Source organism: Paenibacillus sp. FSL H8-0260 (assembly GCF_045040625.1).
Taxonomy (GTDB): domain Bacteria; phylum Bacillota; class Bacilli; order Paenibacillales; family Paenibacillaceae; genus Paenibacillus_AQ; species Paenibacillus_AQ odorifer.
In genome coordinates this window covers 4,260,743-4,273,231 of sequence record NZ_CP150298.1, presented here as the reverse complement: position 1 = coordinate 4,273,231, position 12,489 = coordinate 4,260,743, and the positions used below count along the sequence as shown (strand labels likewise).

At 44.1% G+C, this 12,489-nt stretch carries 15 protein-coding genes; all 15 read left to right on the top strand.

Annotation, left to right across the window (positions count from 1 at the left end; translation table 11 throughout):
• Window positions 1-19 precede the first annotated feature (19 nt).
• The 15 genes from MHI51_RS18955 to frr all read left to right on the top strand — a co-directional run bounded on the left by MHI51_RS18955 (window position 20) and on the right by frr (window position 12,470).
• Complete coding sequence (locus MHI51_RS18955; protein ID WP_076220423.1) at window positions 20-1,351, top strand: chemotaxis response regulator protein-glutamate methylesterase; 1,332 nt, start codon at window positions 20-22, stop codon at window positions 1,349-1,351.
• A gap of 34 nt (window positions 1,352-1,385) precedes the next feature.
• Entirely contained in the window at window positions 1,386-3,458 is a 2,073-nt protein-coding gene (locus tag MHI51_RS18950) for a chemotaxis protein CheA (RefSeq protein ID WP_076140998.1), read from the top strand.
• A gap of 27 nt (window positions 3,459-3,485) precedes the next feature.
• Window positions 3,486-3,947 (top strand): chemotaxis protein CheW, encoded by a 462-nt coding sequence (locus MHI51_RS18945; RefSeq protein ID WP_036688501.1) that lies wholly within the window; start codon window positions 3,486-3,488, stop codon window positions 3,945-3,947.
• A gap of 36 nt (window positions 3,948-3,983) precedes the next feature.
• On the top strand, window positions 3,984-4,577 hold the full coding sequence (locus tag MHI51_RS18940; RefSeq protein WP_370511156.1) for a chemotaxis protein CheC: 594 nt from the start codon (window positions 3,984-3,986) through the stop codon (window positions 4,575-4,577).
• A complete protein-coding gene (locus MHI51_RS18935; protein WP_076219965.1) occupies window positions 4,570-5,067 on the top strand; it encodes a chemotaxis protein CheD in 498 nt (165 codons plus the stop codon). The genes MHI51_RS18940 and MHI51_RS18935 overlap by 8 nt, the downstream gene beginning before the upstream one ends.
• 2 nt (window positions 5,068-5,069) lie before the next feature.
• Window positions 5,070-5,480 (top strand): hypothetical protein, encoded by a 411-nt coding sequence (locus tag MHI51_RS18930; RefSeq protein WP_405173185.1) that lies wholly within the window; start codon window positions 5,070-5,072, stop codon window positions 5,478-5,480.
• A 90-nt stretch (window positions 5,481-5,570) separates the two neighbouring features.
• Complete coding sequence (locus MHI51_RS18925; RefSeq protein ID WP_076276207.1) at window positions 5,571-6,359, top strand: FliA/WhiG family RNA polymerase sigma factor; 789 nt, start codon at window positions 5,571-5,573, stop codon at window positions 6,357-6,359.
• A gap of 29 nt (window positions 6,360-6,388) precedes the next feature.
• Window positions 6,389-7,792, top strand: coding sequence for a DUF342 domain-containing protein (locus MHI51_RS18920; RefSeq protein WP_076276208.1), 1,404 nt, complete (start codon window positions 6,389-6,391; stop codon window positions 7,790-7,792).
• Window positions 7,793-7,843: 51 nt separating this feature from the next.
• Window positions 7,844-8,158, top strand: coding sequence for a hypothetical protein (locus tag MHI51_RS18915; protein WP_076276209.1), 315 nt, complete (start codon window positions 7,844-7,846; stop codon window positions 8,156-8,158).
• Window positions 8,159-8,207: 49 nt separating this feature from the next.
• Window positions 8,208-8,786 (top strand): hypothetical protein, encoded by a 579-nt coding sequence (locus MHI51_RS18910; protein WP_076276210.1) that lies wholly within the window; start codon window positions 8,208-8,210, stop codon window positions 8,784-8,786.
• Window positions 8,783-9,439, top strand: coding sequence for an endolytic transglycosylase MltG (locus tag MHI51_RS18905; protein ID WP_405173184.1), 657 nt, complete (start codon window positions 8,783-8,785; stop codon window positions 9,437-9,439). The genes MHI51_RS18910 and MHI51_RS18905 overlap by 4 nt, the downstream gene beginning before the upstream one ends.
• A 161-nt stretch (window positions 9,440-9,600) precedes the next feature.
• On the top strand, window positions 9,601-10,302 hold the full coding sequence (gene rpsB, locus MHI51_RS18900; RefSeq protein ID WP_036688493.1) for a 30S ribosomal protein S2: 702 nt from the start codon (window positions 9,601-9,603) through the stop codon (window positions 10,300-10,302).
• 132 nt (window positions 10,303-10,434) lie between these two features.
• Window positions 10,435-11,085 (top strand): translation elongation factor Ts, encoded by a 651-nt coding sequence (gene tsf, locus MHI51_RS18895; protein WP_036688492.1) that lies wholly within the window; start codon window positions 10,435-10,437, stop codon window positions 11,083-11,085.
• Window positions 11,086-11,187: 102 nt separating this feature from the next.
• Entirely contained in the window at window positions 11,188-11,916 is a 729-nt protein-coding gene (gene pyrH / locus MHI51_RS18890) for a UMP kinase (RefSeq protein WP_036688491.1), read from the top strand.
• Window positions 11,916-12,470 carry a ribosome recycling factor gene (gene frr, locus MHI51_RS18885; RefSeq protein ID WP_076219964.1) on the top strand — a complete coding sequence of 185 codons (555 nt, stop codon included), beginning with the start codon at window positions 11,916-11,918 and terminating at the stop codon, window positions 12,468-12,470. Before pyrH ends, frr begins: the two co-directional genes overlap by 1 nt.
• Window positions 12,471-12,489: the final 19 nt, after the last annotated feature.

The following is a 12,489-nucleotide window of genomic DNA, read 5'->3' as shown; positions in this document are numbered from 1 at the left end:
GGACAGAGGTGGAAATGATATGAAGCCATATAAAGTATTGGTTGTTGATGATTCGGCATTTATGCGCAAGATCATTTCCGATTTAATTGAAAATGACGCTGACTTTCAGGTGACGGCAACAGCAAAAAACGGTCGTGAGGCTATCGAAAAAATCAATGAGCTTCGTCCAGATCTGGTTACTATGGATGTAGAAATGCCAGAAATGAACGGCCTGGAAGCGCTGAAAATAATAATGGCCTCAGACCCTCTGCCAGTGATTATGCTGTCAGGGATCAATGAAGAGGGCATGAAGGAAACCATTCTTGCACTGGAATGGGGCGCTTTTGACTTTATTCGTAAACCTTCGATTACCAACTCTCAGGATATCATGGGAGTGGGAGAATCCTTAAGGGAACAAATGAAAGAGGCTATGATGGCCCGGGAGCAGCGCGAAGCACGTGCTTCTGCATTTAAGTTGCCAGACATACCGCCAGTAGAAGTCGCACCGCCAACTGTACCGAGAGTGATGCCCGGCAAACCCAAGGTAGAACCTAAAGCTTCACTCAAAAATGAAGTGACCAAAAAACCGCGGGTGAAGCAGCTGTTAGATCATACTGATCCTAAAAGAGCAGCAAAACCATTAATCCCTACTCCACCATCTTTATCAGAAAAGAGTAATGCAAGGTCAAGAGTAGAGAATAACGCTACCCCACCAAAACCGTTGCCTAAACCTAAAGTGGAAGTGTCTTCTGACGCTCCTGCAAATCCTCAGGTCCGGAAGTATGGGAGTAATGATCTGCAAAAGTTGGTTGCCGTGGGGTGCTCTACAGGTGGACCACGTGCTCTAAAGGTATTTCTGGAAAAGATTCCTGCGGATTTTCCAGCGCCTATTGTTATTGTGCAGCATATGCCGCCTAACTTTACCAAATCACTAGCCCAGCGACTGAATACCTTCAGCCCGCTAGAAGTGATTGAAGCTGAGCAGGGGATGATATTGCAAAAAGGAACTGCTTATATAGCACCTGGAGGCTATCATTTACAAGTTGTCCCATCCTCTAGAGGGCAATATGCGGTTGTACTCACAAAGGAGGAGGCACGTAATGGCCATCGACCTTCTGTGGATGTTTTATTTGAATCATTGCTGCCGCTCACATCGTTAGAACGTCATTTGTTACTAATGACAGGGATGGGTAGTGATGGGGCAAGAATGATGAAATCCTTATACGACTCTGGGGTAACCTCAACCTTTGCTGAAAGCGAAGAAACTTGTGTCGTATATGGAATGCCGCGATCTGCGGTGGAATTACAGTGCGTCCAGCACGTACTGCCTTTGCAAGAAATTGCTCCAAGGCTGGTGCAAGCTGTTAAATAACAGAAAAGCGAACTCAAAGGGGAGGTGCTCACTGATGGACATGAACCAATATTTATCCATGTTTATTGATGAGTCGAACGATCATCTGCAGTCATTGAACGAGAGCATGATGGGGCTGGAAGCGAATCCTGAGGACATTAGTATTGTACAGGTAATATTCCGCTCTGCGCATACCTTAAAAGGTATGGCAGCAACTATGGGCTTTGAAGATTTGGCTTCACTCACACACCAAATGGAAAATGTTCTTGATTTGGTACGCAACAACAAACTGCGCATGCAGGATTTCATTTTTGATACGTTGTTCAAAAGTTTGGATGCCTTGGAGTCTATGGTTGAGGATATTACGGGAGGAGGCGAGGGTAAAGCGGATGTTTCGTCTATCGTCTCCTCCTTACAGGCTATAGTCCGGGGAGAGATTCCTGTTGCGGGTGGTGAGGCAGCTTCTGTCTCAGGACCTGCTGCACAAGCGGTTGAAACCCCGATTCATTTAGATGAGTTTCAATTTTCTGTTCTAGAACAGTCGATTCAAGAAGGACATCAAGTATTATATGTGGACGTAACCATTCGCAAGGATTGTCAGCTTAAGGCAGTACGTGCATATATGGTGTTTGATCTTTTGGAGCGTTCAGGTGAAGTGGTTAAATCCTTCCCATCCGTTCAGGATATTGAACAAGAGAAATTTGATCAAAGCTTCTCTCTCTATTACATAACTCAAAAAAGTGCTGATCAAATTCAGGCTATGATACTAAATCTGTCTGAGATTGATAAAGTATCGGCAGTAGCATTGGATCAAGACTCTCTGCAACAGCTGGGTCAAGAAACAGCAGCAGCCTCTGAAGTGGCTGCCACGACTACTGAGGCTCCAGCAGCAGCTGCACCTGCGGCTTCTGCCGCTAAACCCCTGCCAACCAAAGAAGAGGGCAACAAACCGGCAGCTCATAAAACAGGTGGGGCACCATCACGTACCATTCGTGTAGATATTGAACGTTTGGACGTGTTGATGAATTTATTCAGTGAACTTCTTATCGACCGTGTCCGATTGGAACAGCTGGCTTCTGAGGTTCAAAATGGTGATCTTACAGAAACGGTTGAGCATATGGGCCGGGTAAGCGGAGATCTCCAGAATATTGTAATGAAGCTGCGGATGGTTCCAGTAGATACAGTATTTAACCGATTCCCACGTATGATTCGTGATCTAGCCAAGTCACTAGACAAAAAAGTAGATCTTATCATCACAGGAGCAGAAACTGAGCTAGACCGAACGGTCATTGACGAAATCGGGGATCCGCTGGTGCATTTATTGCGTAATGCAGTTGACCATGGTATTGAATCCATTGCGGATCGTGTTGCTGCTGGTAAGCCTGAGACCGGTACGGTCTATTTGCGGGCTTTCCACAGTGGTAATCACGTCTTCATTGAGATCGAAGAAGATGGAACAGGGATTTATCCAGAGAAGGTTCTGAAATCTGCTGTGAAGAAGGGTGTTATAACACAAGAGCAGGCAGCCAGTATGTCGGACGATGAAGCTTTTCAGTTGTTATTTGCCCCAGGCTTCAGTACAGCAGAGGTCATTTCTGATGTTTCAGGCCGCGGGGTAGGGCTGGATGTAGTGAAATCTAAGATTTCTTCTTTAGGCGGCAATGTAACGATTTATTCTGCTCCAGGTAAAGGAACAAATTTCTCAGTGCAGCTGCCTTTAACTCTATCAATCATTGCTGCAATGCTTATCCGATTAGGTTCCGAGAAGTATGCCATTCCTTTGACCTCTATAGTGGAAACCGGAATCGTGAAGCAATCTCAGATCCGTACAATCCATGGCAATAAAATGGTAGAATTCCGTGATTCGCATATTCCTCTGGTTTCGCTAAGTCGTCTCTTTTCAGTACCAGATTATGATGAGAGTACCGAAGAAGAAACAGAAATCGTAGTGGTGCGTAAGGGAGAAAGATTAGTTGCCTTAGCAGTACAGGATTTTATTGGCCAGAACGAGGTTGTGATTAAGAATCTGGGTAAATATTTGCCTGATGTACAAGGAATATCTGGCGCAACCATTCTTGGTGATGGTCAAGTAGCACTTATTATTGATCCGAACGCTTTTATTAAATAACTAGGATAGAACAGGGAGGTTCATTCCATGGCTGAAGATATTAAAGTGATAGTGTTTAAATTAGGCGTAGAGGAATATGGAATTGAAGTTGAAAAGGTACAAACTATTGAGCGTATGATGCCCATTACTCGCGTACCTAAGACCTATTCATTTATCAAAGGTGTAATTAATTTACGTGGTGTTGTTATTCCTGTAATTGATCTGCGGGGCCGTTTCGGCATCGAAGAGGCTGAACACACCGATCAGACAAGAATCATCATCGTATCTGTGAATGAAATGGAAGTAGGCTTCATTGTAGACTCTGCAAATGATGTTATAGATCTGAACAGAGATTCTATTGATACACCTCCTGATGTTGTTGGCGGCATCAAGGCAAAGTATTTGGATGGGGTGGCCAAGATTGGAGACGAGCGCTTACTGATTATGCTTAACTTGTCAGAAGTGCTTAACAAAAGCGAAATCGTTCAATTAGAAAGCCTAGAGGGCTAACCTGTGGAACTATTTAAGCACTATAAGGATTTCAAAATGGATGTGCTTAAGGAAGTTGGGAACATTGGAGCTGGAAATGCAGCCACCGCATTATCACAGCTCTTGAATAAGCCTATAGATATGGCTGTTCCTAAGGTACAGCTCCTTAACTTTGAAGAAATAACAGATAAAGTTGGCGGAGCCGAAGAACTTGTATATGCGGTGTTTCTACGTGTGGAGGGTGAAGCTCCAGGTAACCTATTTTTCATTCTGTCACCAGAAGCGGCTATGAACTTACTTAGTCGTATTGCAGGCATTGAGCTATCGAGTGATGAAGAGCTTGGAGAAATGGAGCTTTCTGCACTAAGCGAAATTGGCAATATTCTAGCAGGATCGTATCTTTCTTCTCTGGCAGACTTCACCGCACTTTCTATGTATCCAACGGTTCCGGCTCTTGCTATGGACATGGCTGGCGCTATCCTTAGCTACGGTCTGCTGCAATTCGGGCAGATGGGGGACGATGCTTTATTGATCGACACTACCTTCTTTGAAGGAAAAAACGAAATTGAAGGGCAATTTTTCCTTATTCCCGATCCGGAATCATTCCCGAAAATCTTCAAATCGCTAGGAGTTCCTTTTGAAAATGATTGAAGAACAAAGCATTATTAAAGTAGGGATGGCGGATCTTAACGTTGGAAGCCAAGACAGTTTAATTCGTACCACAGGTCTTGGCTCCTGCGTGGGATTAACATTGTTTGACCCTGGAAAAAAGCTCGCAGGGATGGCGCATGTGATGCTCCCATCATCTGAGATTGCTAGGGAAGGGCAGTTAAACATTGCTAAGTTTGCAGATACTGCAGTGCCGGAGCTCTTATCCCGTCTGCTAGAGCTTGGGGCGGTTCGGAGCCGGATCGTAGCCAAGATGGCCGGAGGTTCACAGATGTTTGCCTTTGCCGGGGGGAGCGACACCATGAGGATCGGGCCTCGTAATGTTGAATCTTGTAAACTAGCACTTGAAAATTTAAAAATTCCGTTAATCGCAGAAGACACAGGCGGCAATTATGGCCGTACGATAGAAATAGCCTGCAACACTGGTGTATTGTTTATTCGCAGTGTGCAAAAAGGCGCTAAGGAACTATAATTATGAATATGATTGGAAACATTTTGATAAACTTGGTGTCGGGTTTGGTAGGTTTCATATTTACCTTTTTTGTAACCTACAGTAACAATGTTTTGGGTACTAGTTTATTAAGAAGCCTAATTGCATTTATCATCTGGTTTCTGCTTGCTTTCCTCGTAAGATGGGTATTGGGTTTTATTATGATTCAAACATCGCCTCCGGATGAAGTGGACACTGGCGGCGAAGAACTTGGGGCGAAGCTGGACATCAGCACGCCTAATGAGGATGAAGAATTAATCAATCTACTAAAACCGAAGCCAGGACTAGGAAACGAAAATAGCGAGGGGTTTAAGCCTCTTACACCTCCTAAGCTAGTTTCGATGAAGGATCCTGAAGAATTGGCCAAGGCCGTTCGTCACCTGAAAGAAGAATAAGTGAGGGCTGAGGCGGAATCGGTGATCTTATTGGAAGGTACATTTCGCCGCGCATGCTCGCTGACTAAACTTTGGGAAGGGTGAAAGCTATTGAACGAGCGTAAAGCTTCTCAATTGGAAACTGACGAGCTATGGGAACTGTGGAAAGAACACAGAGACCCTGATGCCAAAAAGAAGCTGATAGAGAGTTATCTCCATATTGTTGATTATGTATCCAGTCGTTTGGCTGTGGGATTACCCAAGAATGTATCCAAAGATGATTTAGCCAGCAATGGGGTTATGGGACTAATTGATGCGATTGAGAAATTCGACTACAAACGAGGATTGCAATTTCAGACCTATGCGTCCTGGCGTGTGCGTGGTGCGATATTAGATTCATTACGCCAAAGTGATTGGGTACCTAGATCCGTTAGAGAAAAAGCTAAAAAAATCGAGGACGCTTATCAACAGCTGGAGCAGAAGCACTTAAGGTCAGTTAGTGACGAGGAAATGAGCCAATACCTTAATATTAGTGAACTGGAATTTCAAAATATGTTGCAGGATGTGGCTGTGATGTCACTTTGCTCACTGGAAGATCCGATTCGTGAAGAGGAATCAGAGACCCGAATGTCCATACTGGTGGACGATAAAGCTAAGAATCCGGATAGCAAGGTAAATGAATTCTACCTGCGCGAAGCGCTCACCAAAGGTATTGAGAAATTAACGGTGAAAGAAAGGACCGTTGTGTCCCTTTTATATTATGAAGATTTATCTTTAAGTGAGATTGCTGAGGTCATGTCGTTATCTCCTTCAAGAATTTCGCAGTTGCATTCCAAAGCTATTTTGCGGCTGAGGGGAACGCTCGAGAAGAACCGTGATCTCCTTATGCAGAACGATTAACCGTTAGCGGTGACAAGGGGGAGCAAAATTTGATCGGTCAATATGCTTTGAATCAGTACTTGAGTATAACTTTTTCGGAGGACAAAGGGATCGCGTATTTGCAGTTCTCCAAAAAGGATGAGAATTTTTCCTGCTCATCTACAGAACTGGAAGCCTTCCTGCACAGTCACAATATTCGCTACGGTATCAAGAGTGATGTTGTCGAACGTATTTGTAGTCATCCTGAGGAGTTTTTTTGGAGTAAAGTTCCGATTGCTGCTGGTTATCCTGCTGCGCATGGCACGGATGGACGAGTTATGCTTACTGTTGATCTGGAAGAGGACCGCAAACCGCTTGAGAAAGCGGATGGTAAGGTCGACTATAAGGACTTGGTCCGGCTTCGTAATGTGCTTAAAGGAAAGTTAATAGCTAAAATTATCCCTGCCCAGCCTGGAAAGTTAGGGATGACTGTAACTGGTGATGAGCTTGCTTTCAAGGCTGGAAAGGAAGCTCATTTTAAAATCGGGAAAAATGTACTCATTGATAATGATGGCACTTCGATGTATGCAGCGATTGATGGGCTGGTCACGTTAACTGATAACGGGAAAATCAATGTGTTTCCTGTATATGAAGTGAATGGTGATGTGGATTACAGCACTGGAAATATTGATTTTGTAGGTACAGTCGTCATACGTGGGAATGTCCTTTCAGGCTTCACTGTAAAGTCTGCCGGTGACATTCGGGTTGTAGGCGGCGTTGAAGGTGCAGAGTTAATCTCTGGGGGCTCCATTGAAATTACTGGTGGAATTATCGGATATAACAAAGGCCAAGTTACCGCTGGGAAAAGTGTGAAGGTTTCTTTCATTCAAGATGGAAACGTAACCGCTGGGGAAGATGTAATTGTTTCTCAGAGTATTATGCATTCCAATATACGCGCGGGTAGAGATGTTATCTGTAACGGCTCTAAAGGTTTGATTGTGGGTGGAATCGTTCAGTCTGGAGAAAGAGTTGTAGCAAGAACTATAGGTAACACCATGTCCACTGCGACTGTGATTGAGGTAGGCGTGGTTCCAGAGCTTAGAAATGAGATTAACGAACTTCGTCAAGAGCTGCGGCAGCTGCTGGAGAACGAGGATAAAACCTCTAAAGCTTTGTATCTATTAAATCAATTAGCTACTAACGGTCAGCTCCCTGCGGATAAAGTGGCGCTTCGCGTCAAATTAAATGCTACTAAACAATCCCATCAACGTGAAGAAAAAAGAATTAAAGAACGGGTGCTAGAGATAGAAAGAATGTTAGAAGATACAGGTAGAGCGAGAGTTGAGGTTATCAAAACCATTTATGGCGGTTCAAAGATCATGATCGGCAGATATACCCGATTTGTTAAAGATCCTACGGAACGGGTTGTGTTTATTTACAGTGATGGGGATATATCTTTAACGCCGTACAATTAATCGGGCGGGCAGCATTTGCGGCCGGCCATTACTTGTGAGAGAAGGGTTAAGATGAGCCTTAAACCGGTGGAACTGCAAATTGCTTTGCCTCGCACCACGGAGGCGGGCAAGATCCAGAATGAATCTCAGCAACGTCCTGCTATCGACCAACATCAATTGGCTGGCCAAAATGTTAAACAAAGCCAGGAATTGGCCATGCGAAGCACAGAAGTGGATGAGTCTTCTGAATCCGCTTTACGTGATGGCGGTGGAAAAGGCAATCAGCATTCAGGTGGCAATTCTTCTTCAGATAAACATTCGAACCCGCCTGCAACCCGTGATGCCGAGCATCCTTACAAAGGACAACGTATTGATCTAAGTCTTTAATAAGAATCTACATGAATCTACATCTGATATGTAAAAGGAGATAAGGCACTTGCAACCATGGGTTTATATTGTGCTAGTAGGTGTCGCCGCTATTCTTTATGCCCTTTTACTTCCCGCACGTGTTAAGGAAGGAAAAGCTAATCAGCAAAGCCTCAAAGAAACAGAGGCTGCGCTTGAGCTATATATGGCAGACATAGAGCGCGAGAATGAGGAACTGGTACAATTAGTTAGTAGTATTAAACAACAATCGCAAACTCATCATAATGTACTGCAGGGACAGGTTAATGAATTACAGAGTCAAGTGGTAGAGTTGCAGAACAGCTCTTTAAAGCTAGAAGCACGAGTGGCCGAGGAAGAAAAGAGTTTGAAAGAACTTGCAGTGTCGGTTGAACAAGGTTCGAAGGTTAAAGTTGGTGTTAACGAAGATCCGTCTCTCCCAGCAGAGATGAGTTCAGTGTCGCCAGATGTGAAAGCGAAACCTATTAGTTCGATAAAATTACGTTACCCAAGATTGTTTGAACTGCATGAGCAGGGCAAATCGATAGACTCCATTGCAAAGACGGCTGGACTTCAGCGAGGGGAAGTGCAACTGATTCTGCAACTTGCCAAACAGGAGGAATCGGTATGATTAAGAACCGTTCATTCTTGTTCGGGCTAGGCACAGGACTAATTACTGGCGCTTTATTACTTCAACTAATGATCTCCGGTGGAGCGGCTCCACTTACCAAAGAACAAGTTCTACAGGGTGCGGAGAAATTGAATATGAAAGTCATCGATGAAGCTGCAGAACCTTCCTCGGGGGAAGCTGAGAATGATAATAAAGAGGAAGTCACAGAGACCGGGGGGCCGACAGCAGAAAGCAAGGAGAACGTCAGCCCCTCTGCGCCGGCTGTTGCAGCCTCCCCCACGCCGGCAGTGTCACCTACAACGCCTGAGAGCTCTGATAAAGCCATTGCGCCGAACAAGCCATCTACGCCTACTAACGGCAAGGTTGAGCAGCCAAAGGTCACTCCAAAGGCCAGTGCCGCTCCAACCGCTGTAGCTCCTGTAACGCCTAAAGTCACAGCAAATGCTAGTGTTTCTGTTCGAATTCCATCTGGCAGCACATTGACCGCAACAACAGATATTTTAGCGAAGGCTGGTGTCATTAAAGATAAGTCTACTTTTCTAGAGGCTGCAAACAAACGTAAGATTAATACCAAAATTCAATCCGGTTCTTATAGCTTTAATAAGGGAGAAAGTATTGACTCGATAATAGAGAAATTAATAACTTTAAAGTGATCGTTGCATACACTGAGATAATATGGTATAGTAATTGACGGTGTTAAAACACACGCCGGTTGATTTCGACAAGGGGTGCTTTCTTCTGAAGAAAGTCTTGCTGAAAGATGACGCATGGCGGAGGAGACACACAATAAACCAAACTTAGGAGGTGTGTGAAGATGGCAGTAATCTCCATGAAACAGCTTCTAGAAGCTGGGGTACACTTCGGTCACCAGACTCGTCGTTGGAACCCAAAGATGGATCGTTATATCTTCACTGAAAGAAACGGAATTTACATTATTGACTTGCAAAAAACAGTCAAAAAGGTAGAGGAAGCTTACAACTTTGTAAAAAGCGTCGCTGGTGACAACGGCACAATCCTATTCGTAGGAACAAAGAAACAAGCTCAAGATTCCGTAAAAGAAGAAGCAGAACGTTCCGGTATGTTCTTCATTAACCAACGTTGGTTGGGCGGAACTCTTACTAACTTCCAAACTATCCAAAAGCGTATTGATCGCTTGAAGAAATTGGAATCTTGGGAAGAAGACGGTACTTTTGAAGTACTACCTAAGAAAGAAGTTATCCTTCTTCGCAAAGAGAAAGATCGTCTTGAAAAATTCTTGGGCGGTATCAAGAATATGAAAGGTCTTCCAAGCGCGCTGTTCATCATTGACCCGCGTAAAGAGCGTATTGCAGTTGCAGAAGCTCGCAAATTGGGTATTCCAATCGTAGCTATCGTTGATACTAACTGTGATCCAGACGAAATCGACTACGTAATTCCAGGTAACGACGACGCTATCCGCGCTGTTAAATTGTTGACTGGTAAAATGGCAGACGCTGTTGTTGAAGCTCACCAAGGCGAAGACACAACTACTGCTTAAGTAGCGACTAACACATACAAGAACTTAAATGAAAAGGGTGGTTGGCAGGTGGATAACCTCTCACTGCCCTTTTTTTAGGATAAAGGCCTTGAATAATGTAAGAAAACGACAATTACCTGGAGGGAATAAACAATGGCAGTTGATGCAAAAGCAGTAAAAGAACTTCGTGAAAGAACAGGCGCTGGTATGCTTGATTGTAAAAAAGCGCTTGAAGAAGCTAATAACGATATCACTAAAGCAGCAGAATTGCTTCGTGAAAAAGGTCTGTCCGCAGCAGCGAACAAAGCAGGGCGTATTGCTACTGAAGGCGTTGTAGAATCTTACATCCACGCTGGCGGCCGTATTGGTGTACTTGTAGAAATCAACTGCGAAACTGACTTTGTTGGTAAAACAGATTCCTTCAAGGAATTTGCTCGCGATATCGCTATGCAAATCGCTGCAGCAAACCCGCGTTATGTTCGTCGTGAAGAAGTTCCACAAGAAGATGTTGAGAAAGAAAAAGAAATCCTGAAAGCTCAAGCTTTGAACGAAGGTAAGCCTGAGAAAATCATTGAAAAAATGGTTGAAGGACGTATTGGTAAATATTACGAAGAATATTGCTTGCTTGAGCAAACTTTCGTTAAAGACCCTGACAAAACAATCTCCCAATTGTTGAATGAAAAAATCAGCACCATCGGAGAAAACATCTCGATCCGTCGTTTTGCTCGTTTTGAACTTGGCGAAGGTTTGGAAAAGAAAGTGGATAACTTTGTTGAAGAAGTTATGGCACAAGTTAATCAATAATAGTTTCATCATAAATGTGAAGAATTGAATAAAGGCAAGCATCAGAAGAGCGGAACACGTACACGTAGTGTTCCGTCTTTTGCAGAAAGTGAGGGTATACATTTGGAACAGCCGGTATTTAAGAGAGTAGTCCTTAAGGTAAGTGGAGAGTCTTTGGCAGGACAAAACGGATATGGTATTGATGCCGACATGATTATTTCCATCGCTGAACAGATCAAGGAAGTTGTAGAACTTGGCGTTCAGGTTGCGATTGTTTGTGGCGGGGGGAACATTTGGCGCGGGATCGCGGGCAGCGCAAGCGGCATAGATCGCGCTACTGCAGATTATATGGGCATGCTGGCAACAGTAATGAACTCACTTGCACTGCAGGATGCATTGGAGCAAATCGATGTGCCAACAAGAGTACAGACTTCGATCTCGATGCAGCAAATTGCTGAACCATACATTCGTCGTCGTGCGATTCGCCACTTGGAGAAGGGCCGTGTTGTTATTTTTGCAGCAGGCACAGGTAACCCATTCTTCTCAACAGATACTACTGCAGCACTTAGAGCGGCAGAGATCGAAGCAGAAGTTATTCTGATGGCGAAAAATAAGGTTGATGGAGTATATTCTGCTGATCCGTTCAAAGATAGTACCGCTGAGAAATTCGAACAGCTTACTTATATGGATGTTCTGAACAAAAACCTCGGTGTTATGGATTCAACAGCTTCATCTTTATGCATGGATAACAATATACCGCTCATTGTATTTGCCATTACAGAACAAGGCAATATCAAACGTGTCGTTCTCGGTGAGAAGATCGGAACGATTGTTAAAGGGAGTGTAGATTAATGCCACAATCGGTCAAAAAAAATGCTGAAGAGCGTATGGAAAAAGCGATTTCATCGCTAAAACGTGACTTGGCGACATTACGTGCAGGACGTGCAACAACATCGCTTCTCGATCGTATTCAAGTTGAATATTACGGGGCACCTACTCCAATTAATCAGCTGGCCAACATTAGCACTCCGGATTCCCGGACACTGTTGATTCAGCCGTGGGACAAAACATCGATGTCTGATATTGAACGGGCGATCATGAAATCCGATATCGGATTGACACCTGCCAATGACGGCACCATTATTCGTCTTTCTATCCCTCCGCTGACTGAAGAGCGTCGGACGGACTTGGTTAAGCTGACTAAGAAATTTGGTGAAGAAGCGAAAGTTGCGATCCGCAACATTCGCCGTGATGCCAACGATGATATTAAAAAGATGGAGAAAAACGGTATCTCTGAAGATGAGTCCCGTGGCCATCAGGAAGTCATTCAAAAAACAACGGATAAGTTCATAGCCGAAGTTGACAAAGTGCTTGTTTCCAAAGAAAAAGAGATTATGGAAGTTTAATGATATTCAAGAGACTGAA